At 72.5% G+C, this 21,541-nt stretch carries 19 protein-coding genes and 3 tRNA genes; 7 read left to right on the top strand and 15 right to left on the bottom strand.

Annotated elements, in window-relative coordinates:
* From prfB to BCF33_RS02710, 4 genes are all read right to left on the bottom strand, one after another.
* Complete coding sequence (gene prfB / locus BCF33_RS02725; protein WP_106159392.1) at window positions 1-1,134, bottom strand: peptide chain release factor 2; 1,134 nt, start codon at window positions 1,132-1,134, stop codon at window positions 1-3.
* A gap of 102 nt (window positions 1,135-1,236) precedes the next feature.
* The gene (locus BCF33_RS02720) at window positions 1,237-3,759 is read right to left on the bottom strand and encodes a penicillin-binding protein 1A (RefSeq protein ID WP_106159391.1); all 2,523 of its coding nucleotides are present in this window, start codon (window positions 3,757-3,759) and stop codon (window positions 1,237-1,239) included.
* Window positions 3,760-3,846: 87 nt separating this feature from the next.
* Window positions 3,847-5,046 (bottom strand): N-acetylmuramoyl-L-alanine amidase family protein, encoded by a 1,200-nt coding sequence (locus BCF33_RS02715; protein ID WP_106159390.1) that lies wholly within the window; start codon window positions 5,044-5,046, stop codon window positions 3,847-3,849.
* A complete protein-coding gene (locus BCF33_RS02710; RefSeq protein ID WP_106159389.1) occupies window positions 5,043-6,182 on the bottom strand; it encodes a pyridoxal phosphate-dependent aminotransferase in 1,140 nt (379 codons plus the stop codon). Before BCF33_RS02710 ends, BCF33_RS02715 begins: the two co-directional genes overlap by 4 nt.
* Before the next feature lie 101 nt (window positions 6,183-6,283).
* On the opposite strand from BCF33_RS02710, the gene BCF33_RS02705 reads away from it, so the two are divergent.
* Complete coding sequence (locus tag BCF33_RS02705) at window positions 6,284-6,544, top strand: DUF7218 family protein (RefSeq protein WP_106159388.1); 261 nt, start codon at window positions 6,284-6,286, stop codon at window positions 6,542-6,544.
* 37 nt (window positions 6,545-6,581) lie between these two features.
* On the opposite strand, the gene ispG is transcribed toward BCF33_RS02705, so the two are convergent.
* Entirely contained in the window at window positions 6,582-7,715 is a 1,134-nt protein-coding gene (gene ispG / locus BCF33_RS02700; RefSeq protein WP_106159387.1) for a flavodoxin-dependent (E)-4-hydroxy-3-methylbut-2-enyl-diphosphate synthase, read from the bottom strand.
* A 50-nt stretch (window positions 7,716-7,765) separates the two neighbouring features.
* Window positions 7,766-9,061, bottom strand: a complete 1,296-nt coding sequence (locus BCF33_RS02695; RefSeq protein WP_106159386.1) for a helix-turn-helix domain-containing protein — start codon at window positions 9,059-9,061, stop codon at window positions 7,766-7,768.
* Between the two features lie 251 nt (window positions 9,062-9,312).
* Here BCF33_RS02695 and BCF33_RS02690 point away from each other — a divergent pair, with 251 nt between their 5' ends.
* Entirely contained in the window at window positions 9,313-10,692 is a 1,380-nt protein-coding gene (locus tag BCF33_RS02690; RefSeq protein WP_106159385.1) for a M20/M25/M40 family metallo-hydrolase, read from the top strand.
* Here BCF33_RS02690 and BCF33_RS02685 read toward each other — a convergent pair.
* The 9 genes from BCF33_RS02685 to tgt form a co-directional block, all read right to left on the bottom strand.
* Entirely contained in the window at window positions 10,689-11,612 is a 924-nt protein-coding gene (locus BCF33_RS02685) for a glycosyltransferase family 2 protein (protein WP_245883694.1), read from the bottom strand. The two genes, BCF33_RS02690 and BCF33_RS02685, sit on opposite strands and share 4 nt — an antisense overlap.
* A gap of 155 nt (window positions 11,613-11,767) precedes the next feature.
* A tRNA-Asp gene (locus tag BCF33_RS02680) sits at window positions 11,768-11,844 on the bottom strand.
* Window positions 11,845-11,990: 146 nt separating this feature from the next.
* Window positions 11,991-12,284, bottom strand: a complete 294-nt coding sequence (locus BCF33_RS02675; protein WP_106159384.1) for a hypothetical protein — start codon at window positions 12,282-12,284, stop codon at window positions 11,991-11,993.
* A gap of 88 nt (window positions 12,285-12,372) precedes the next feature.
* Window positions 12,373-12,448, bottom strand: a tRNA-Val gene (locus BCF33_RS02670).
* A 41-nt stretch (window positions 12,449-12,489) separates the two neighbouring features.
* Entirely contained in the window at window positions 12,490-13,065 is a 576-nt protein-coding gene (locus BCF33_RS02665; RefSeq protein WP_158259339.1) for a histidine phosphatase family protein, read from the bottom strand.
* Window positions 13,066-13,088: 23 nt separating this feature from the next.
* Window positions 13,089-13,163 (bottom strand) — tRNA-Val (locus BCF33_RS02660).
* Window positions 13,164-13,204: 41 nt separating this feature from the next.
* Window positions 13,205-13,594: an HU family DNA-binding protein gene (locus BCF33_RS02655; protein WP_106159382.1), complete on the bottom strand. Its 390-nt coding sequence runs from the start codon at window positions 13,592-13,594 to the stop codon at window positions 13,205-13,207.
* Between the two features lie 161 nt (window positions 13,595-13,755).
* The gene (gene lon, locus BCF33_RS02650; protein ID WP_106159381.1) at window positions 13,756-16,179 is read right to left on the bottom strand and encodes an endopeptidase La; all 2,424 of its coding nucleotides are present in this window, start codon (window positions 16,177-16,179) and stop codon (window positions 13,756-13,758) included.
* Window positions 16,180-16,395: 216 nt separating this feature from the next.
* Entirely contained in the window at window positions 16,396-17,523 is a 1,128-nt protein-coding gene (tgt, locus tag BCF33_RS02645) for a tRNA guanosine(34) transglycosylase Tgt (protein ID WP_106159380.1), read from the bottom strand.
* A gap of 98 nt (window positions 17,524-17,621) precedes the next feature.
* On the opposite strand from tgt, the gene BCF33_RS02640 reads away from it, so the two are divergent.
* The 5 genes from BCF33_RS02640 to BCF33_RS02620 all read left to right on the top strand — a co-directional run bounded on the left by BCF33_RS02640 (window position 17,622) and on the right by BCF33_RS02620 (window position 21,399).
* Complete coding sequence (locus BCF33_RS02640; RefSeq protein WP_106159379.1) at window positions 17,622-19,271, top strand: mechanosensitive ion channel family protein; 1,650 nt, start codon at window positions 17,622-17,624, stop codon at window positions 19,269-19,271.
* Between the two features lie 119 nt (window positions 19,272-19,390).
* On the top strand, window positions 19,391-20,140 hold the full coding sequence (locus BCF33_RS02635) for a hypothetical protein (protein ID WP_106159378.1): 750 nt from the start codon (window positions 19,391-19,393) through the stop codon (window positions 20,138-20,140).
* A gap of 64 nt (window positions 20,141-20,204) precedes the next feature.
* Complete coding sequence (locus BCF33_RS02630) at window positions 20,205-20,603, top strand: hypothetical protein (protein ID WP_106159377.1); 399 nt, start codon at window positions 20,205-20,207, stop codon at window positions 20,601-20,603.
* Window positions 20,600-21,004 (top strand): hypothetical protein, encoded by a 405-nt coding sequence (locus BCF33_RS02625; protein WP_106159376.1) that lies wholly within the window; start codon window positions 20,600-20,602, stop codon window positions 21,002-21,004. Before BCF33_RS02630 ends, BCF33_RS02625 begins: the two co-directional genes overlap by 4 nt.
* A complete protein-coding gene (locus BCF33_RS02620) occupies window positions 21,001-21,399 on the top strand; it encodes a hypothetical protein (RefSeq protein ID WP_106159375.1) in 399 nt (132 codons plus the stop codon). Before BCF33_RS02625 ends, BCF33_RS02620 begins: the two co-directional genes overlap by 4 nt.
* The last annotated feature ends 142 nt before the right edge of the window (window positions 21,400-21,541 follow it).

Genomic DNA, 21,541 nt, shown 5'->3' with positions numbered 1-21,541 from the left:
TCAGCTCGACGCCGCCTCCTCGGCCTCGGCGCGCGACTTGCCCGCGACGTCCGCGGCCAGGGTGGCCGCCATGAACGGCGTCAGGTCGCCGTCCAGCACGCCCTGCGTGTCAGACGTCTCGTGTCCCGAGCGCAGGTCCTTCACCATCTGGTAGGGCTGCAGGACGTAGGACCGGATCTGGTTCCCCCAGCCCGCCTCGCCCTTGGCCTCGTGCGCCTCGAGGGTGGCGGCGTTCCGGCGGTCCAGCTCCATCTGGTAGAGGCGCGATTTCAGCGCCTTCATCGCGATGTCCCGGTTCTGGTGCTGCGACTTCTCGGAGGACGTCACCACGATCCCCGTCGGCTCGTGCGTGATCCGCACCGCCGAATCGGTCGTGTTCACGTGCTGCCCCCCCGCCCCGGAGGAGCGGTAGGTATCGATGCGGATGTCAGCGGGGTTCACCTCGACCTCGATGTCGTCGTCGACGACCGGATAGACCCAGACGCTGCTGAACGAGGTGTGCCGCCGGGCGCTGCTGTCGTAGGGGCTGATCCGCACCAGCCGGTGCACGCCCGATTCCGACTTCAGCCATCCATAGGCGTTCGGCCCGCTGATCTTGTAGGAGGCGGACTTGATCCCGGCCTCCTCGCCCGGGCTCTCGGACTGTAGCTCGACGTCGTAGCCCTGCTTCTCGGCCCAGCGGACATACATGCGCGCCAGCATGGCGGCCCAGTCGCAGGACTCGGTTCCGCCCGCGCCCGAGTTGATCTCGAGGAAGGTGTCGTTGCCGTCCGCCTCGCCGTCCAGCAGCGCCTCGATCTCGATCGCGCCGGCCCGCTCCTTCAGGGCGAGCACGGCGGCCTCGGCCTCGGCGACCACCTCGGCGTCGCCCTCGGCCTCGCCCAGCTCGATCATGCCGAGCTGGTCGTCCAGCTCCCCCGAGAGGCCGCGATAGGTCTCGATCTTGTCGGACAGCGCCTGCCGGTCGCGCATGATCTTCTGCGCGCGGGCCGTGTCGTCCCAGAGGTTCGGGTCCTCGATCCGGGCGTTCAGCTCCTCCAGCCGGTGGTCGGCCGTGTCGATCCCCAGCCGCTTGCCGTAGAGGTCGAGCGATCCCCGGATCGCCTCGGCGGCGTCTTTCGTCTCGGCACGCATGGCAGGCTCCCTTCGAGGCCAGGCAGATACGTCCCGCCCCGCCGCCGGACAACCCGCCCCCTCCCCCGTGGGCCCAAATACTTCCCCCGCGGACGCCCCGCCCTAGTAGAGCCCCCCCGAGGAGAGCGAGCCGAAGGAGGCGCGCGGCGCCACGGTCACCGTCTCGCCGGTCGAGGTGGTGACCTGCCGCTCCGTGCCGCCGCCCCCGTCCGAGAAGAGCTGGAGGTCCGAACCCATCGCCCAGCCCCCGTCGAGCGCGAGGCCGAAGATCGGCTCCTCCCCGAGGCGGAAGTACTCGGCGATCACGTTCTCCCCGGACGAGCCGTCCGGCAGGCGGGCGCCGGTGACGCGGTCGATGTTGATGAAGGTGCCCCCTTCGGGGATCTCGAACGGGCCGGCGCCGTAGCGCTCGACCGCCTCGCTCATGAAGCGGGTGAAGACCGGCCCGCACATGCCGCCCCCCGACGCCCCCCGCCCGAGGCTGCGCGGCGTGTCGTAGCCGATGTAGCAGCCCGCGGCGATCGTGTTGGTGAACCCCACGAACCAGACGTCCTTGGCGTCGTTCGTCGTGCCGGTCTTGCCCGCGACGGGCACGTCCAGGGCCGCGCCCACGCCCCGCGCGGTGCCGCGCTGGGTCACGCCCTGCATCATCGAGGTCAGCTGGTAGGCCGTGACCGGATCCATCACCCGCGCCCTGTCGGAAACCACCTGCGGCGCGGCCCCGGCCGGCAGCGCCGTCTCGTTGCAGTCCAGGCAGATGCGCTGGTCGTGGCGGTAGATCGTGCGCCCCATGCGGTCCTGCACGCGGTCCACCAGCGTCGGCTCGACCCGCTCGCCGCCGTTGGCGAACATCGAATAGGCCGCCACCATCCGGAAGAGCGTCGTCTCCTCCGACCCGAGCGAGTTGGCGAGGAACGGGTTCATGTCGTCATAGACCCCGAACCGCTCGGCGTAGCCGGCGACGACGTCCATCCCCACCTCCTGCGCGAGGCGGATGGTCATCAGGTTGCGCGACTGCTCGATCCCCGTGCGAAGGGGGGTGGGGCCGTAGAACTGGTTGCTGGCGTTCTGCGGGCGCCAGACGCCGTTGCCCGTGTCCACCTCGATGGGGGCGTCGACCACGATGGTCGCGGGCGTGTAGCCCGAATCCAGCGCCGCGGCGTAGACGAAGGGCTTGAAGGACGATCCCGGCTGCCGCTGCGCCTGCGTGGCGCGGTTGAACACGCTGTCCTGCACCGAGAAGCCGCCCTGCATGGCAATCACCCGGCCCGTGTTCACGTCCATCGCCATGAACGCGCCCTGCACCTCGGGCACCTGGCGCAGCGTCCAGCGGATGAAGCCGCCATCCGCGTCGGCCGTCATCCGGCGGACCAGGACGACGTCGCCCCGCTCGAAGTTGTCGAAGAAGCTGCCCTGCATCCAGGCGATGTCCTCGCGCGGGACGACGGGCGCGGGGTCGCCCTCCTCCCGGCCCTCGATCCCGAGGCGCAGGGACTGGTCGGCCACCTCCAGCACGACGGCGGGCAGCCAAGGGCCTTCCAGTTCGACGTCGCGGGGCACGGGGGCGCGGCGCAGCGCGGCCTGCCAGTCCTCCAGCGCCGCCTCCTCGATCCGCTCGCCCGTGCCGCGCCAGCGCCCGAGCGAGCGGTCGTAATCCTCCAGCGCGCGCTGCAGCGCCTCCTCGGCGATCCGCTGCATGTCGGGATCGACCGTGGCGCGGATGGTCAGGCCGTCCGTCTCCAGCGCCTCGCGGCCGTAGTCCTGCACGATCTGGCGGCGCACCTCGGCGGTGAAGTAGTCGTCGTCGGGGATGCCCGCGCGGAACGAGGGGTAGTCGCCGCCCTGCACGGTCCGCAGCGGGTCCTCCAGCGCCTCCTCGTAGGCGGCGCGGTCGATGAACCCGTTCTCGTGCATCTCGCGCAGGACGTTGTCGCGGGCGCGGATGACCCTGTCGCGGTTGTTCACGGGGTGCAGCCCCGAGGGGCGGCGCGGCAGGACGGCGAGATAGGCGGCCTCGGCGACGGAAAGCTCGTCCAGGTTCTTGTCGAAATAGGCCTCCGCCGCCGCGGCCACGCCCGCCGACTGCTGCCCCAGGTAGATCTCGTTGAGGTAGAGCTCGAGGATCTCGTCCTTGGTCAGGATCGTCTCGACCTGGACGGACAGCAGCAGCTCCTCGAGCTTGCGCTCGACGTTGCGCCCGCCGCCGACGATGAAGTTCTTCACCACCTGCTGGGTGATGCCCGATCCGCCGCGCACCACCTCGCCGCGCGAGACGACGAGGTCGCGCACCGCCGAGGCGATGGCCCGCGGGTCGAAGCCGCCATGCTCGCGGAAGTTGCCGTCCTCGGCCGCGATGAAGGCGTTCTGCACCAAGGGCGGGATGTCCTCGATCGGCACGAAGAGGCGCCGGTCGCCGTCGGGGTCCTGCACCTCGCCCAGGATGCGCCCCTCGCCCGAATAGATGCGGCTGATCACCGGCGGCTCGTAGTTGCGGACCGCGTCGGCGCTGGGAAGGTCGCTGCCATAGAGGCCCAGGACCACCATCGCGCACACGCCCGCCGCCACGAGGGCCGTCGTGACCCACGAGAAGACCGACCCGGCGATGGCGAAGAGGAAGCGTATCATGGCGTGGCCTGTCCCGGACTGCGCCCCGCCGGTATGCCCGTTCGGAGGCGCGGGCGAAAGGCCGGCGGCGGCGGGCCGCCGCCTGCCCTAGCGCATCTCGCGGCCCGCGCGGGCTGCGTCGTCGGCCGACCAGAGGATCAGCCCTTCCAGAAGGCCCCGCGCCATGCGGCGCACCGTGTCCGGGTCGGCCAGCGCCTCGGGCCCGTCCCCGGTCAGGAAGCCGACCTCGACCAGCGCGGCCGGCACGCCGGCGGCCCGCAGCACGGCGAAGTCCCCCCTGGCCCGCGGCGCGGCCCGGTAGAGGCCGACGCCCGCCTCCTCCATCCCGATCAGGAGGGCGTCGCCCAGCCGCTCGGACCGGGGCCGCGCGCGGGCGGACGCGAGGTCCACGAGGACGGTCGTCACCGCGTCGTCCGTCTCCGTCAGGTCCAGGTCTCCGACCAGCGAATCCCTCTGGTGCCGCTCGACCAGTCGGGCGGTCGCCTCGCTCTGGCGTCCGGCATCGAAGGTGAAGACGCGCCCGCCCCGCGCCGCCCCTTCGCCCAGGCTGTCGGCGTGCAGCGACAGGAAGGCGTCCGCGTCCGCCGCCACCGCGACCGCCACCCGGTCGCGCAGCGGCACGAAATCGTCCGTCTCGCGGGTCATCACGACCTCGAACCGCCCTGAGCGGAGAAGCTGCTCCTTCAGGGCGCGCGCATAGGCCAGGACGATGTCCGCCTCGCGCCGCCCGCCCGCGACGGCGCCGGGATCGATGCCGCCATGGCCGGCGTCGATCACGATGACGGGGCGGATCCGGGGCGTCCGCGGGGCCGGTGCGGACGCCTCCGCCCCCTCCTCCTCGTGCGCGAGGCCGGCGAACCGCCCGGCGTCCACCTCCTCGAGGCGCAGGACGAGGACCGCCCCCACGTCCTCGTCCTCGTCCCCGACCGTCATGCCGGCGCGGGCGATGCGCATCGGGCGGGCCAGCCGCATCTCCAGCCGCGCCCAGCCGCCGGGCGCGCGGACGGCGCGGACCGCCTCGATGGCGCGCGCGCGGGTCAGCGAGGAGGGCGCCAAGGCCGAGAGGTCGGCGTCCCGCAGGTCCAGCGCGAGCCGCGGCGGCCCGTCCAGGAGGCGCAGCCGCCACGGGACGGCGTCGCTCAGCCCCAGCTCCACCCGCGCCGCGCGGCCCGCGTCGGCGGCCACCGTCACCTCCGGGACGATGGCCGCGCGGGCCGGCCCCTCCTCCGCGGCGGCCGGCGCCGTCGCCAGCAGCAGGGGCAGCGCAGCCGCCAGCAGCGCCTTCAAGCCGCGGCCCGCCGCTTCAGGAACCGCTCCAGCCGGTCCAGCCCCTCGGCGACGTCCTCGGGGCGGCCGGCATAGGACAGACGCAGCCAGTCGCCGCCCCGCGCCGGGTCGAAGTCGACGCCAGGCGTGACGGCTACGTGCGCCTCCTCCAGGATCATGCCGGCCAGCGCGCGGCTGTCACCCAGGTGCGAGACGTCCGCCCAGGCGTAGAACGCCCCGTCCGCCGGTGCGAGGCGCCCCAGCCCCATCCGCGGCAGCCGGTCCAGCATCAGCGCCCGGCTCGCGCGGTAGCGCGCGACGTTGGCCTCCAGCTCCTCGCCGCAATCCATCGCGGCGAGGGCCGCGACCTGCCCCGCATGCGACGCGCAGATGAAGAGGTTCTGCGCCAGCCGCTCGAAGGTGCGGACCATGCCCGGCGGCACGACGAGCCAGCCGACCCGCCAGCCGGTCATCGAGAAGTATTTCGAGAAGCTGTTCACCACCACGGCGTCGTCGCCGACCTCCAGCGCACTGACCCCCCGCCCGCCCCAGGCGAGGCCGTGGTAGATCTCGTCCGAGACGATCCGGCAGCCCCTCTCGCGGCCTGCCTCCATCAGCGCGGCGAGGTCCGCGCGCCCGATCATGGTGCCCGTAGGGTTGTTCGGGCTGGCGAGGATCATCCCGTCCAGCCCCGCGAGGTCGCCGGGCGCGGGCCGGAAGGCGGGCGCGGCCAGGGGGATGCCCACGGGCCGCAGCGACAGCGCCGAGAGGATCGCCCGGTAGGACGGATAGCCCGGCAGCCCCAGCCCCACCCGCGCGCCCGCGTCGAAGAGCGCGGTGAACGCCAGCACGAACCCCGCGGACGAGCCGCCCGTCACGACCACCCGCGCCGGGTCGAGGTCGACCCCGTGCCATGCGCCGTAGTGCCGCGCGATGCGGGCGCGGAGGGCGGGCAGGCCCAGCCCCTCGGTGTAGCCGAGCGGCCCCTCCTCCATCGCCCGGACGAGGGCCCGGCGCGCGCCTTCGGGCGCGGGGGTGCCGGGCTGGCCGATCTCCATGTGGACGACGCGGTGGCCGTCCCGCTCCAGCTCGGCGGCGCGGCGGGCGACGTCCATCACGATGAACGGATCGACTTCGGATCGGGCTGAAGGGGTCATGCCGCCACCGTTTCGGCCGGCCGCCGCCGGCGGTCAAGCGGGCGGGATCGTCTTCGCCCCGCGGCGCGTTGGGCCCTGCACCACCACGACGGGAGGCTTCGATGACCCGCGACCACGGACCGCAGATCAAGGACGACGAGACCTACGAGGCGCTTCGCCGGGACGGCGCCTCGAAGGAGAAGGCCGCCCGCATCGCCAATGCCCGCGCCGCAGGCGACCGCCCCTCGAGGAAGGGCGGCGAGGCGGAGCCCTACGAGGACCGCACGAAGGACGAGTTGATGGACCGCGCCCGCGAGATCGGGATCGAGGGCCGCTCGCACATGACGAAGGACGAGCTGATCGCCGCCCTGCGCGACCACTGACGGGGCGGGCCCGGCCGGACGGGGCGACGGGGGCCCGCTATTCCGCCGCCACGGCGTCGCCGACGCGTCCCGCCTCGATCTCGGCGGCCTTCTTCTCCACCTGCTCGACGATGTGGTCGATCATCTCCTCGTTGGAGAGGGAGTGGGACTTCGCCCCGGCGAGATAGACCATCCCCCGCCCGGCGCCGCCGCCGGTGAAGCCCACGTCGGTCATCAGCGCCTCGCCCGGCCCGTTCACGACGCAGCCGATGATCGACAGCGACATCGGCGTCTTCACGTGCTCCAGCCGCTTCTCCAGCGCCTCCACCGTCTTGATGACGTCGAAGCCCTGCCGCGCGCAGGAGGGGCACGAGATGATGTTCACGCCGCGGTGCCGCAGCCCCAGCGCCTTCAGGATCTCGAAGCCGACCTTCACCTCCTCGACCGGATCGGCGCTCAGCGAGACGCGCAAGGTGTCCCCGATCCCCATCCAGAGGAGGTTGCCCAGACCGATCGCCGACTTGATCGTGCCCGACGTCAGCCCCCCGGCCTCCGTGATGCCGAGGTGGATCGGCGCGTCCGTCGCCTCCGCCAGGCCCTGATAGGCGGCGGCGGCGAGGAACACGTCCGACGCCTTCACGCTGATCTTGAACTCGTGGAAGTCGTGGTCCTGCAGGATGCGGATATGGTCGAGCCCGCTCTCGATCATGGCCTCGGGGCAGGGCTCGCCGTACTTCTCCAGGAGGTGCCGCTCCAAGCTGCCCGCGTTCACCCCGATGCGGATGGAGCATCCGTGGTCGCGGGCGGCGCGCACCACCTCGGCGACGCGGTCGGCGCTGCCGATGTTGCCGGGGTTGATCCGCAGGCAGGCGGCCCCCGCCTCGGCGGACTCCAGCGCGCGGCGGTAGTGGAAGTGGATGTCGGCCACGATGGGCACAGGGCTCTCGCGGACGATCTCGCGCAGAGCGGCGGAGGATCCCTCGTCCGGCACCGACACGCGCACGATGTCCGCCCCCGCCTCGGCGCAGCGCAGGATCTGTTCTATCGTCGCCTTCGCATCCGAGGTGATCGTGTTCGTCATCGTCTGGACGCTGATCGGCGCGCCGCCGCCCACGGGCACGTCGCCGACCATGATCCGGCGCGAGTCGCGCCGGTCGATGTTGCGCCAGGGGCGGACGGGGTTGTGGCTCATCGGGGCACCTCCGGGTGTGCCCCGGACATAGGCCGCCGCCGGGACAGGCGCTAGTCCACCGTCGCCTCAGCGAGAACCCGCGCGATGTCGGCGTCGGCTTCCAGGTCGGCGACCGTGAACGCGGCGGTCAGCGCGTCCGGCGTCAGCGCCGCGACGTTCGCCACCTCGCCGTCGCCGCCGGCGGGCCCGTAGGTCTGGCCGGCGATCTCGAAGTAGACGGCGCCGGCATTGCCCGTGCGAAGGTCGGGCGCGCCTTCCGTCGCGGGCAGGTCGACCCGGTCGCCGGGTTGCATCACCCCCTCGTAGAGGGTCGCGCCCTCGGCGTCGCGCACCCGCACCCAAGACTCGCGCGCGGCGACGAGGGCGACGGTCTGCGGCACGTCCTCGCGGACCACGGGGCCCTCCGGCGCCGCCTCGCCCTCGGCCAGCGCGGCGAGGACCGCGGCGCCGATCGCGTCGGGCAGCTCCCCGCGCGCGGCGCCGCCCGGGGCCCCCGGGGCCCCCGGGGCCTCGGCCACCCGGGCCACGCCTTCGGTCTGCGCCGGGGTGGGCGCGCCGCGGCGGAACTGGCGCTCCTCCGCGCCGGTGACGACGCCGGCCGCCCGCGGGTCCAGCGCCGCGATCGGCCCGTCCCGTGCCACGAGCACCGGCACCTCGAGCGCGCGCGGCCGATAGAGGCGGTCCAGCGCCTCCGCCGAGGGGGCGGAGGGCGCGCGCAGCTCCGCCTCGGCGACCTCCGTCTCCTCCGGGGCGAGGGGGTCGACCGTCACCGCCACCACGGGCGCGGCGTCCACGGGGGCCAGCTGCACGCGCTGCACCTCCTGGAGGACGGTCCACCCGCCCCAGGCGATGCCGCCGATCAGCGCGACCAGCACCGCGACGGACGCGACGGCCGCAGGCTCGATCCGCGCGAGCGGGCCGTCGCCGGCGAGGAAGCCCGGCTGGGGCTGGTCGAAGATGTCGCGGGTGCCCAGCGGCGCCTCGACCGGCGCGGCCAGGGGCGCGGCCCGTCCCGAGCGGCGGGCCGGCTTCCCGCCGAGCGAGCGCGGGCCCTCGAACCCGCTCTCGCGGCAGAAGCGGGCGAAGCACTCCTCGGGGTCCATCCCGAGATAGCGGGCATAGGACCGGACGTAGCCGGCGATGAAGCCGGGCGTCTCGAAGGCGGAATGGTCGGCGTTCTCGATCGCGGCGATGTAGGTCGCCTTGATCTTCAGCTCGCGCTGCACGTCGAGCAGCGACTTGCCCAGGGTCGCCCGCTCCCCCCGCATGGTGTCGCCGAGCGAGACCTCGTAGTCGTCGAAGCCCCTCACGTCGTCCTGCCCGGGCGCGCTGCCGCCTCTGGTCATGCCTCGCTCCTGTCCTGTCCCCATGGCGCCTCGATTCGCGGCCGGGCGCCTTGTGGACAACCTACCACAGTCCGTTCGCGCCTTGCCACGCCCGATTTGCGCTCCAGGTCCGGTTCTGCCCGGGCGCCGTGATTTGCACCTGATTGTGGCCTGAACGCGGCTTTTTCGGCGCGGTTCCGCCTACTGGACACCCGAACGCGGCCCGATAGCCTGCCCCCCCAGACATCCCCCCGATCCGGAGCCCCCCCTGCATGAGCCTCGATTCCGTCCTAGACCGCCTCGACGGCGACCGCGACGCCGCGCTCGAACGCCTCTTCGACCTCCTGCGCATCCCGTCGATCTCGACCGATCCCGAATACGCGGGGGAATGCGGCCGGGCGGCCGATTGGCTGGTCGAGGACCTGAAGGGCATGGGCGTCGATGCCTCGCGCCGGGACACGCCCGGCCGGCCCATGGTCGTCGGCCACCTGCCGGGCCCCGATGGCGCGCCCCACGTCCTCTTCTATGGCCACTACGACGTGCAGCCGGTCGATCCCCTCGACCTCTGGGACCGCGACCCGTTCAACCCCGCGCTCCAAGAAGGCCCCTCGGGCCCCGTGATCCGCGCCCGCGGCGCCTCGGACGACAAGGGTCAGCTGATGACCTTCGTCGAGGCCGCCCGCGCCTGGCAGGCGGAAGGGGGCACGCCCTGCCGCGTCACCTTCCTCTTCGAGGGGGAGGAGGAGTCGGGCTCCCCCTCCCTCGTCCCCTTCCTGAAGGAGAACGCGGAGGAGCTTTCGGCCGACATAGCCCTCATCTGCGACACCGGCCTCTTCGATCCCGAGACGCCCGCGATCACCACCATGCTGCGCGGCCTCCTCGGCGAGGAGGTGACGATCACCGGCCCCTCGCTCGACCTTCATTCGGGCATGTACGGCGGCATCGCGATGAACCCCGCGCGGGTGCTGGCAAAGGTGATCGCCGCCCTCCACGACGAGGGGGGCCGCGTCGCCGTCCCCGGCTTCTACGACGGCGTGCCCGAGCTGCCGGATGCGATCCGCGCCCAATGGGCCGCGCTCGGCTTCGACGAAGGGGCGTTCCTGGGTGCCGTCGGCCTCGCCGATCCCGCTGGCGAATCGGGCCGCTCGGGGCTGGAGATGATCTGGTCGCGCCCCACCTGCGAGGTGAACGGCATGATCTCGGGCTACACGGGCGCGGGCTTCAAGACCGTCCTGCCGTCGAAGGCGTCGGCCAAGATCTCCTTCCGACTCGTGGGCGAGCAGGACCCCCACGCCATCCGCGAGAGCTTCCGCGCGATGGTCCGGGGCATGGTCCCCGCGGATTGCGAGGTCGCGTTCGACGGGCACGGGGCCTCCCACGCCTCCGTGATGTCCACCGATCACCCCGCCTTCGAGGCCGCGCGCCGCGCGCTTTCGGCCGAATGGCCGAACGAGGCCGCGTTCATCGGCTCGGGCGGCTCGATCCCGATCGCAGGCTACTTCAGGACGATCCTCGGGATGGATTCGATGCTGATCGGCTTCGGCCGCGACGACGACGCGATCCACTCGCCCAACGAGAAGTACGACCTCGACAGCTTCGTGCGGGGCACCCGCTCCTGGGCGCGGGTCCTCGACGCGGTCGCGGGCGCCTAGACGAGGCCCGCGAACCTGTCCGGGACGCGATGCAGCGTCTCGGCGGGGAAGCGGTCGTACTCCCAGAACTCGTTCGCGCCCTTCCGGCGGCGCCAGCTCTCGCGCATCCCGGCGCGGACGTCGTCGAAGTCGATCCCGTCGACGCGGGGCATCCTGGCGAACGCCTCGTAGATGCCGTCGTCGTCGCGCGCCGCCTTCAGCCAGTGGCCGCCCGTGGTGCTGCCCCTGCCGCGCCGCTCCGCGCCGCCGAGGTCGGCGGTCGCGGCGTTGCGCGCGTCCGCCACCTGCGCGAACACGTCCCGGTCGCAGTACTTCAGGTGCAGCAGGTAGAGGCAGTCCGGCATGTCCAGCTTCGGGTAGTCCGAATAGTGCCCGCCGCGCGCGAGCTTCGCCGGCTTCGACAGGATGCAGGGCTTGGCGTAGTGCATCGCCATACGCACGTGCCGGCGCGGGCCGAGGATTCTCCCCCCGATCGGGTCCGGCTCCTCGTCCGGAAGGTGAACGACCTCCAGCCCGAACGGGGTGAGCACGCCGGTGCGCCCGATGCCCTCCAGGAACCCGGCAAGGTCCGTCCCCTCCGCCGGATCCACGACGACCAGCTCGTCCACGTCGCCGACGATCACGTGCCGGTACCACTGGCGCAGCATCGAGGCCATCGCGTTCAGGCTGCGCCAGCGATGCATCTCCAGCTTGTGGGGGTCGTTCAGCGGGACGGAGATCACGTTGCAGCCCATCGCGATCTCTGGGACCACCCGTCCGCCGCCATGGTTGATCACGTAGAGGTTCCGGCGCCCGAAGAGCGCGCCGTAATGGGCCACCCACCTTTGCAGGAAGAAAGCGTCGTCGCGGACCATGGTCACGGCTGCGACGGGTCCATGGCGGGACTGCCGCAGCATCCCTGGCGCGTCCCGAACCTTCATCGCCCGCCCCCCCCACCGGCCGCCTCTCCGCCCGCGGCTAGCGGCGGCGGCAAGTTGCCGACAAGGCGGGCGAAGGCGAGAAGGGGACCGCGTATGGCAAAGGGGCCACTGAGACGCGAAAGGCCCCCGCGAGGGGGGCCTTCCGGCGGCAGCGGTGGCGCGGTTGACGGGGCTCGAACCCGCGACCCCCGGCGTGACAGGCCGGTACTCTAACCAACTGAGCTACAACCGCCCGCTGCGCGCCCCGCAGGGCGCCCGGTGCGCTTACCGGCGGCCCTGGGGGGCGTCAAGCGGCCCGCGCCCGGTTTTCGTCGACGGGCCGGCGAGCGGCGGCCGCGCGGCAGGCGCAACCGGGCGGGGCGCCGGAGGATCGCGCGATCAGCCTTTCAGCAGGCGCATCTTCGGGGGCGCGTCGCGGTTCGCCCGGCATGCCTTCAGCATCACGGGATCGGCCGCGTCGGCCCGACGCTCCAGCCCCGCGGCGAGGCGGACCATCTCGTCCGTCTCGCGAAGCTGCCCCTCGGCGGCGCAGTCCCAGGCCCGCTCCTGTATGCGGGCGGCCAGCGCGCGCATGGCGTCGCGGCGCCGCGCGCCGGGCGCCAGCATCCCGTCCAGCGTCGCCGCCGCGCCCGCCCCCGAGACCACCGTTCCGAGCATCTTCAGACCATCCATGGATCGCCCCTTCCGTCCCGGGGGCAGCATCGATCCGGCGCCCGGCCGGTAAAGGGGTGACGTGGCGTCAAGTAATGGAACCGGATCGTGGTGGGCGATGACGGGATCGAACCGCCGACCTACTCGGTGTAAACGAGCCGCTCTGCCAGCTGAGCTAATCGCCCCCGGCCCCGCCGATACCCCTCCGGCGCGGCCCGGTCCAGCGTCAGCGCAGGACCTCCTGCGCGCCGCCCGCGATCCGGTGCACCACGCCCTGCCCGCCCGGCAGGTCGCCCAGCGCGTCGTCCCCCAGCCCCAGCGCGACGGCCCGCAGCATCCGGCCGGTGATGCCGTGGCAGACCAGCACCGCCGGGCCGCGCAACCCCCCGAGGAACGCCGTGCAGCGTGCCCGCAGCGGCCCCGGCCCCTCGCCCCCCGGGGCGCCCCAGTAGAGGTCCAGGGCCTCGTCGCCGAACTCCTCGTCAGGGCGCATGGGCATTAGCTCGCCGCGCAGTCGGCCGGACCAGCGGCCCACGTCGATCTCCATCAGGCGGTCGTCCGTGCGGACGGGGTCGAGATGGGGCGCGACGGCGATCCCCGCCGTCTCGATCGCCCGGCCCGAGGGGCTGGAGAAGGCCGCGAGGCCCGAAAGGTCCAGCCCCGCCAGGATCTCGCCCTGTCGCGTCGCCTGCCTTATCCCCAGCGGCGTCAGGGGCGAGTTCAGTCGCCCCTGCCAGCGTCCTTCGGCGTTCCACCGGGTCTGGCCGTGACGTAGGACCAGCAGCTCGTGCGGGAATGGCACCTGGGCTTCTCCGGGGGGGGAGGTGGTGGGCGATACTGGGATCGAACCAGTGACCCCTTCGGTGTGAACGAAGTGCTCTACCGCTGAGCTAATCGCCCCCGGCGCGGGCCCTATCCTGCGGCCGCCCCCCGCGCAAGGCCTACCCCGCCGGGGTCTCGGGCGCGGCGGCGGCGGAGGCCGGGGCGGAGGCGGGCGCGTCCTTGCGGCGGATGCGCGCGATCAGCACCTCGCCGTTCCCCACCGCCTTGCGGCGCTGGACCCGCAGCTTGCCCAGCGGCGGAAGGTTCAACCCCTCCCCCGCGGCCAGGGCGTCGCCCATCACCGCCAGGGCGGCCTCGACCGCCGGCCTCACGTCCTTCCGCTTCAGCCCCGAGCGCGCGACGGCCCGCTCGATCAGCTGCTTGCGCCCGAGCAGCGCCGCCGCGGCGGGCGCCTCGGGGGATTCGGTGGAATCGGCGGATCCGGGGGCTCCGCGCGATTCGCCCGCGATCGTGTCCTCGGCGGGGGCGGCGGGTTCTTCGGTCGGCATGGAAGGCGCTCCTGGGATCGGTGTCCGCGCATGCATTAGAGCGGGCGCCGCCGCCCCGCCAGCCCGCCGGGCGGAACACGACGCCGATGCGTCCCCTCCCACGAAGAAGGGGCGCGCCCGGCTGGGCGCGCCCCCTCTCGTCGCATCACGGAACGGAAGGGTCAGTGCGCGACCGCGCCCTCCCCGCCCTGCCGCATCGCCCGCGCGGCGGCGGCCGCTTCCTCGGCCGCCTCGTCCCACTCGACGGGTTCGGGCTTCCGGGTTAGGGCGTGCTCCAGAACCTCGGAGACGTGGCTGACGGGGATGATGTTCAGCCCCTCCTTCACGTTGTCCGGGATCTCGGCGAGGTCCTTCTCGTTCTCCTCGGGGATGAGCACGGTCTTGATGCCGCCCCGAAGCGCGGCCAGCAGCTTCTCCTTCAGCCCGCCGATCGGCATCGCGTTGCCCCGCAGGCTGACCTCGCCCGTCATGGCGATGTCCTTGCGCACCGGGATCTGCGTCAGCGTCGAGACGATCGCCGTCGTCATGGCGAGGCCCGCGGACGGCCCGTCCTTCGGGGTCGCCCCGTCCGGCACGTGCACGTGGATGTCCCACCGCTCCATCCGGGGGGGCTTCACGCCGATCCGGGGCGCGATGGACCGCACGTAGGACGCGGCCGCGTCGATCGACTCCTTCATCACGTCGCCCAGCTTGCCGGTGGTCTTCATCCGGCCCTTGCCCGGCAGGCGCAGCGCCTCGATGTTCAGCAGCTCGCCGCCGACGCTCGTGTAGGCCAGGCCCGTCACCACGCCGACCTGGTCCTCCTCCTCGGCGAGGCCGAAGCGGTGCTTGCGCACCCCGAGGAAGTCGCTGAGGTTCTCCGCCGTCACGCGGACCTCCTCGGCCTCGTTGGTGACGATGCTCGTCACGGCTTTCCGCGCCAGCTTGGCGATCTCGCGCTCGAGGTTCCGCACGCCCGCCTCGCGGGTGTAGTAGCGGATGACGTCGGTCAGCGCCTCGTCCGTGATCTCGAACTCGCCCTTGCGAAGGCCGTTCGCCTTGACCTGCTTGCCGATCAGGTGGCGGCGGGCGATCTCGCGCTTCTCGTCCTCCGTGTAGCCGGCCAGCGGGATGATCTCCATCCGGTCCAGGAGCGGGCCCGGCATGTTGTAGGAGTTCGCCGTGGTCAGGAACATCACGTTCGAGAGGTCGTACTCAACCTCGAGGTAGTGGTCGACGAAGGTCCCGTTCTGTTCGGGGTCCAGCACCTCCAGCATCGCGCTCGCCGGGTCGCCGCGGAAGTCCTGGCCCATCTTGTCGATCTCGTCGAGCAGGATCAGCGGGTTCGTGGTCTTGGCCTTCTTCAGCGCCTGGATGATCTTGCCGGGCATCGAGCCGATATAGGTCCGCCGGTGGCCCCGGATCTCGGACTCGTCGCGCACGCCGCCCAGGCTGATGCGGATGAACTCGCGCCCCGTGGCCTTGGCGACGGACTTGCCCAGCGACGTCTTGCCCACGCCCGGCGGGCCGACGAGGCACATGATCGGCCCCTTCAGCTTCTTCGAGCGCTGCTGCACGGCCAGGTACTCGACGATCCGCTCCTTGACCTTGTCGAGGCCGTAATGGTCGTCGTCGAGGATGCCGCGCGCGCGGCCCAGGTCCTTCTTGACGCGGGACTTCGTGCCCCACGGGATCGACAGCATCCAGTCGAGGTAGTTCCGCACCACCGTCGCCTCGGCGGACATGGGCGACATGTTCTTCAGCTTCTTCAGCTCGCCTTCCGCCTTCTCGCGCGCCTCCTTGGACAGCTTGGTGGCGGCGACCCGCTCCTCCAGCTCGGCGACCTCGCCGGCGCCCTCGCCGCCGTCGCCCAGCTCCTTCTGGATCGCCTTCATCTGCTCGTTGAGGTAATACTCGCGCTGGGTCTTCTCCATCTGCGACTTCACGCGCGTCTTGATCTTCCGCTCGACCTGCAGGACGGACGCCTCGCCGCGCATGTGGCCCAGGGCCTTCTCCAGCCGCTGGCCGACGTGCAGCGCCTCCAGCAGCTCCTGCTTGAGGGGGACGTCGACGCCCAGGTGCCCGGACACGAGGTCGGCCAGCTTCGACGCGCTCTCCGCGTCGCCGACGGCGCCCATCGCCTCCTCGGGGATGTTCTTCTTGATGCGGGCGTAGCGCTCGAACTCCTCGCGGACGGACTTCTGAAGCGCGCGCAGCTCGGCCTCCTCGCCGTCCAGCTCCTCCAGCGGCTCGGCGTGGGCCTCGAAGTACTTCTCGTTCTCGACGAACTGGGTGATCCGCACCCGGCGCTTGCCCTCCACGAGGACCTTCAGCGTGCCGTCCGGCAGCTTCAGCAGCTGCAGCACGCCCGCTAGGACGCCGGTCTCGTAGATGCCGTCCTCCGTGGGCTCGTCGACGCCGCTGTCCTTCTGCGCGGACAGCAGGATCTGCCGATCGTCGCGCATCACCTCCTCAAGGGCGCGCACCGACCGCTCGCGCCCCACGAAGAGCGGGACGACCATGTGGGGGAAGACGACGATGTCCCGCAGCGGCAGCACGGGATGGGATTCGGGGGACGGGGCGGTCTTCTGCTCGGTCTCGGCCATGTGGGATGGCTCCTCTTGCTTGGCGGCGAAGGGTCCCCGGCCCCGCTTCGGCAGCGGCCGCGCCCTTCCCTGTCCGCCCGGAAGTGGGGTCTGCGGGTGGCCGGTTCAACCATGCGCCAAGGTCCCTCGGCCCCCGACGATGCGCCGCCCGGCAGGCCGGGGCAAGGGGCGTCCCGCACCTTCGCGGGGACCGCGGCGCACGGGCCCGGAGGGCCCTCAGACCGGCTCGAGGTCCCCTTCCGCGCGGCGGGCGTGGAAGCCCCTCTCCCAGTCCGCGAACCGGCCCGCGCCGATGGCGCCGCGCATCGCGGCCATGAGGCGGCCGTAATAGGTCAGGTTGTGCCAGGTCAGCAGCATCCCCCCGATCATCTCCTTCGAGCGGACGACGTGGTGCAGGAAGGCCCGGCTGTAGCCCCCCGCGCAGGCCGGGCAGGGGCACCCCTCCTCCAGCGGGCGGGGGTCGTCGCGGTGGCGGGCGTTGCGCAGGTTGACCATGCCCCGCGCCGTCCAGCCCTGCCCCGTCCGTCCCGACCGCGTGGGCAGCACGCAGTCCATCATGTCGATGCCGCGCTTCACGGCGCCCACCACGTCGTCGGGCTTGCCCACCCCCATCAGATAGCGCGGCCGGTTCGCGGGCAGCTGGGCGGGCGCGTGGTCCAGGACCCCGAACATCGCCTCCTGCCCCTCGCCGACGGCGAGGCCGCCGACCGCGTAGCCCTCGAACCCGATCTCGCGCAGCCGCTCCGCGCTCTCGCGGCGCAGGTCCTCCTCCAGCCCGCCCTGCTGGATGCCGAAGAGCGCGCGGTCCCCCGGATGCCCGAACGCCTCGCGCGAGCGGGCCGCCCAGCGCATCGACATCTCCATGGACGCGGCGATCCTGTCCCGCCCCGCGGGCAGCGCGGGGCACTCGTCGAAGCACATCGCGATGTCCGAGCCCAGCAGCGCCTGGATCTCCATCGACCGCTCGGGGCTGAGGAAATGGCGCGTGCCGTCCACATGCGAGGCGAAGCGCACCCCCTCCTCGGTGATCTTCCGCAGACCGGCCAGCGACATGACCTGGAAGCCCCCCGAATCCGTCAGGATCGGCCCCTCCCAGCCCGAGAAGCGGTGCAGCCCGCCAAGGCGCGCGACCCGCTCCGCGCCCGGGCGCAGCATCAGGTGGTAGGTGTTGCCCAGCACGATGTCCGCGCCCGTCCCGCGCACCTGCCCTGGCAGCATCCCCTTCACCGTGCCGGCGGTGCCCACGGGCATGAAGGCGGGGGTCCGCACGACGCCCCGCGCGGTCCCGACCTCGCCCAGGCGGGCGGCCCCGTCGGTGGCCTTCAAGTCGAACGTCAGCGCCATGGCCCCCGCCTAGCGCCGCCCCCCTCCGGCCGCCAGCGGGAACGATCCCCCCCTCCCCCGGTTGAGGCCGCGACCGAACGCACCACCGGGAATAGACGATGCCCCTTCTCCGCGCCCTCCTCCTCGCGCTGATCCTTCCTGCGCTCTTCGCCGGGGCCGCCCAGGCCCAGCCCGAGCCCTTCTTCGAGGTGGACGGCCTCAACGAGGGGCTCGGCCCCCCGCCCGAGGATCTCGACCGCGAGACGCCGCAGGCCGCCCTCGAATCCTTCCTGCGCTACGCCGACGAGGGCCGCTGGGAGGCCGCCGCCCACCTTCTCGACCTCGCCGAGGTCGATCCCGCCGAGCAGTCCGTCCGGGGCCCCCTCCTGGCCGAGCGGCTGGCGGTGGTGCTCGACCGCAAGGTCGTCCTCTCCTGGGGGCAGCTCGTGGACCGGCCCGACGGCCTCGACGCGCGCGCCACCTCCGACAGCGCGACGGCGGGGCAGGTCCGCCGCTCCTTCCTCCTCGGGGTGCTCGGCCTCGGCGAGCGCGAGGTCGAGGCGCGCCTCAACCGGCTCAAGCCCGGCGAGGACGCCGACCCCGTCTGGGTCTTCTCCCGCCAGACGGTCGAGAACGTCCCGGCCCTCTACGACCTCTACGGCCCGTCCGAGTTCGAGCGGTGGCTGCCCGAATGGGCCAAGCGCGACGTGGTCGCCGGCCTCGCCGTGTGGGAGCTGGCGATGCTCCCCCTCGTGCTCGCGGTCGCGTTCGGCGCGGGCGCCCTCACCTGGCGGGTGCTGCGCGACCTCGGCCGCCGCATGGGCGAGACCATCGTCGGCGACGTGGTCGAGGCCCTGCGCTGGCCCGCCGCCGTCCTCGTCACGACCCTCCTCCTCGACGTGCTGACCGGCTGGCTCTTCGTCTTCTCGGCGGCCGTCGACACGGTGGTCGAGCCCGCGGTCGCGATCGGCTACGTCCTCGCGGCGCTCCTCCTCTTCATGATGGTGTTCGACGCCATCCTGAACCGGCTCGTCACCTTCGACACGGGCGAGCTATCCGACCCCGGCGAGCATCAGCGCCGCTCCTGGGCGACGGGCCTCTCCGCGATCCGCCGCATCGTCCTCGTGATCCTCGCGGTCGCGGGCATCGGCATCGTGCTCACCGTGTCCAACGTCTTCCAGGGCCTCGGCCTGTCGCTCCTGGCCTCGTCCACGGCGCTGACCATCGTGCTGGGCTTCGCGGCCCGCCGCGTCCTCGGCAACATCATGGCCTCGATCCAGATCGCGCTGAACCGCTCGGCCCGGATCGGCGACCAGATCCTCTACGAGGACAAGTGGTGCACGGTCGAGCGGATCCACTTCACCTTCGTCCAGCTCAAGATCTGGACGGACAACCGCCTCATCGTTCCGGTGGAGGAATTCGTGTCCTCCGGCTTCGTCAACTACACGCTCGAGAACACCGAGATGACGCGCACGATCCGGCTGACCCTGGCGCACGGCGCGCAGCTCGACCCCCTCCGGGAGGAGTTCGAGAAGCTCGTCGCCGAGGACGACCGCATCACCGACGAGGACGAATGCCAGCTTCGGGTCACCGACCATGACGCGCTCGGCCTCACGGCGCGCTTCCAGTTCCCCGTGCCCGACCCCTCCACCGGCTGGGACGTCGAGTGCGAGCTGCGCGAGAAGCTGCTCGCCGCCGCCGCCCGCATCGAGGACGAGCGGGGGATCGCCATGCTGCCCGAGGGCGCCGCGATGGACGCCGCCGCCTGACGGCGCGGGCGGATCGCCGCCGATCCGCCGCCCAGGCCGACGGCCCGCCCCGCCCGCGCTTCCCGATCGGCGCGGGCGGGCTTACGCTGGGGCATCGCAGCAGGACCGAGGATGCCGCAGTGATCCACGCGACCCCCCAGGCCGCAGCCACGATGGCTCGCCGCGCCCGCGCCGCCCGCCAGCCCGACGACATCGTCAAGGTCCAGCGCTTCGGCAACTACCGGCTGGAGCTTCGCGCCATCGACCTGGGCGACCCGCACTACCGCGTCGACGTGTTCATGGACCTCCACTTCCTCTTCGAGGACGGCGACGGCGGCACCTGGACGCAGACCGAGAAATCCAACTTCGCGAGCGAGTTCGAGCGCGTCGTCGGCCGCGTCTGGAACCGGCGCTCGATCGGCGCGACGCGCGGGGGCGCGCGGATCGAGATGCGGACGAGATTCAAGTCCCGGATCGGCGGGGTCTACCCGCTCGACCACTGGGAGGTGATCGTCCGCAAGGACGCGGACGGCCTGTTCGAGGATCCGACCGGCGTGACGGTCCGCGGCTTCGTCTACCAGGGCGGGCGCTTCGGCCTGGGCACGGGCCCGATGGCCCGCAACACCGTCATCCTGACCCAGCACGCCAACGCGATGCGCCCCACCGAATGCGGGTACCAGTCCACCGCCGCCCACGAATACGGGCACATGCTGATGAACACCCGCACCGGCCGGGAGGACGAGTACGCCGCAGACCATCCCAATAACGCCGACATCTGCTCGGTCATGAACGCGGGCAACGCCGTGCGCGGCGCCCACATCGCGAAGGTCTTCCTGTGGGCGATCGGGCCGGCCGACGAACACGAGGCCTCGACGGGGACCTTGGATTAGGCCGCCTCGAGGGGCATCGAGAACCCGCCTTGATCCCGGCGGGCGCCGCCGCGATCATCCCCCCATGACCCGTGCCCTCCTTCTCGTCGCCGCCCTTCTCGCCGCGGCGCACGCCTCCGCCCAGCAGATCGCCTCGCCGTCCGAGTTCCTCGATGCGGCCGAGGGGCGCACGATGACCTTCGTGGGCGACGACACCGGCGCCCTCGTCGGCACCGAACGCTTCCTCTCGCGGGAACGCACGGTCTGGGCGCGCGCCGACGGGTCCTGCTCCTACGGCCGCGTCTTCGCCCAGGGCCCCGAGCTCTGCTTCGAGTACGAGGACGACGCCGGCCGCCTCCACTGCTGGTGGCCCTTCCGCCAGGACGGCACGCTGAAGGTCCGCTCCACCTCCACCCTCGAGGTCCAGCGGATCGCCCGCATCTCCGACGACATGGTCGGCTGCGAGGGCGAGCCGATATCGTGACCCGCGCGCCCGCCCTCCTCCTCGTCCTCCTCGCCGCCCTGCCCGCCGCGGCGCAGCAGTCGCTCACCCCGGACGAGTTCCTCGACCGCCTCGCCCCCGGCAGCGCCATCTTCGCCTATCCCGGCGATGGCGACTTCATCGGCGCGGAGGAGTTCCTCTCCCGCGAGCGGTCCATCTACGCCCATCACGACGGGACCTGCGCGGTCGGCTTCCTCTCCGTCGAGGGCCCGCAGCTCTGCTTCGACTACCCGGACCTCGCCCCCGGCCAGACCCGGCACTGCTGGTGGCCGTTCGAGGACGGAGGCGCGCTCTTCGTTCGTTCCGTGGACGACCCGTCCCATGTGCAGGAGGTGACGCCCTCGGACGTTCCCGTCGCCTGCGAGGGGCGGCCCACGGCATGAGGCGCGCCCTCCTCCTCGCCCTTCTCGCCGCCCTGCCCGCCGCGGCGCAGCAGTCGCTCACCCCGGACGAGTTCCTCGACCGCGTCGAGGGGCGGACCATCCGCTTCACGGACACCTTCTCCGGCGCCCCCGTCGGCACGGAGGAGTTCCTATCCCGCACCCGCACCGTCTGGGCCGAGGCAGACGGCACCTGCGTCGTGGGCTTCGTCACCGTCGAGGGGCCGACCATCTGCTTTCGCTACCCGGACGAGTACGGGGACGAACGGTGGTGCTGGTGGCCCTTCGAGGCGGAGGGCGACCTTCACGTCCGCCTCGCCCGCCCCGGCGCGGCCGACGTCCAGCGGGCCACCCCCGTCGATGCCACCGTCCAGTGCGAGGGCCGCCCCTCCGTGTGATCCGCCCGCCCGGCGGCGGCCGGTCTGCCGCGACCGGCGCATCACCCGCCGGGCGCGGCAGACCGGCCGCGCGAGACGGGCGTCACCCCGGCAGGCCGCACCAGGCCGCACCGCCGACCCACGCCCGGCACCGCCCGGCACG

Source organism: Hasllibacter halocynthiae, from assembly GCF_003003095.1.
Classification (GTDB): domain Bacteria; phylum Pseudomonadota; class Alphaproteobacteria; order Rhodobacterales; family Rhodobacteraceae; genus Hasllibacter; species Hasllibacter halocynthiae.
This window is presented reverse-complemented; position numbering and strand designations above follow the sequence as displayed.

Bases quoted from the DNA above. Each gene is read 5' to 3' on its own strand.
- prfB (WP_106159392.1), bottom strand. From the start codon at position 1,134: ATGCGTGCCGAGACGAAAGACGCCGCCGAGGCGATCCGGGGATCGCTC.
- BCF33_RS02720 (WP_106159391.1), bottom strand. From the start codon at position 3,759: ATGATACGCTTCCTCTTCGCCATCGCCGGGTCGGTCTTCTCGTGGGTC.
- BCF33_RS02710 (WP_106159389.1), bottom strand. From the start codon at position 6,182: ATGACCCCTTCAGCCCGATCCGAAGTCGATCCGTTCATCGTGATGGAC.
- BCF33_RS02705 (WP_106159388.1), top strand. From the start codon at position 6,284: ATGACCCGCGACCACGGACCGCAGATCAAGGACGACGAGACCTACGAG.
- ispG (WP_106159387.1), bottom strand. From the start codon at position 7,715: ATGAGCCACAACCCCGTCCGCCCCTGGCGCAACATCGACCGGCGCGAC.
- BCF33_RS02695 (WP_106159386.1), bottom strand. From the start codon at position 9,061: ATGACCAGAGGCGGCAGCGCGCCCGGGCAGGACGACGTGAGGGGCTTC.
- BCF33_RS02690 (WP_106159385.1), top strand. From the start codon at position 9,313: ATGAGCCTCGATTCCGTCCTAGACCGCCTCGACGGCGACCGCGACGCC.
- BCF33_RS02685 (WP_245883694.1), bottom strand. From the start codon at position 11,612: ATGAAGGTTCGGGACGCGCCAGGGATGCTGCGGCAGTCCCGCCATGGA.
- BCF33_RS02675 (WP_106159384.1), bottom strand. From the start codon at position 12,284: ATGGATGGTCTGAAGATGCTCGGAACGGTGGTCTCGGGGGCGGGCGCG.
- BCF33_RS02655 (WP_106159382.1), bottom strand. From the start codon at position 13,594: ATGCCGACCGAAGAACCCGCCGCCCCCGCCGAGGACACGATCGCGGGC.
- lon (WP_106159381.1), bottom strand. From the start codon at position 16,179: ATGGCCGAGACCGAGCAGAAGACCGCCCCGTCCCCCGAATCCCATCCC.
- tgt (WP_106159380.1), bottom strand. From the start codon at position 17,523: ATGGCGCTGACGTTCGACTTGAAGGCCACCGACGGGGCCGCCCGCCTG.
- BCF33_RS02640 (WP_106159379.1), top strand. From the start codon at position 17,622: ATGCCCCTTCTCCGCGCCCTCCTCCTCGCGCTGATCCTTCCTGCGCTC.
- BCF33_RS02630 (WP_106159377.1), top strand. From the start codon at position 20,205: ATGACCCGTGCCCTCCTTCTCGTCGCCGCCCTTCTCGCCGCGGCGCAC.
- BCF33_RS02620 (WP_106159375.1), top strand. From the start codon at position 21,001: ATGAGGCGCGCCCTCCTCCTCGCCCTTCTCGCCGCCCTGCCCGCCGCG.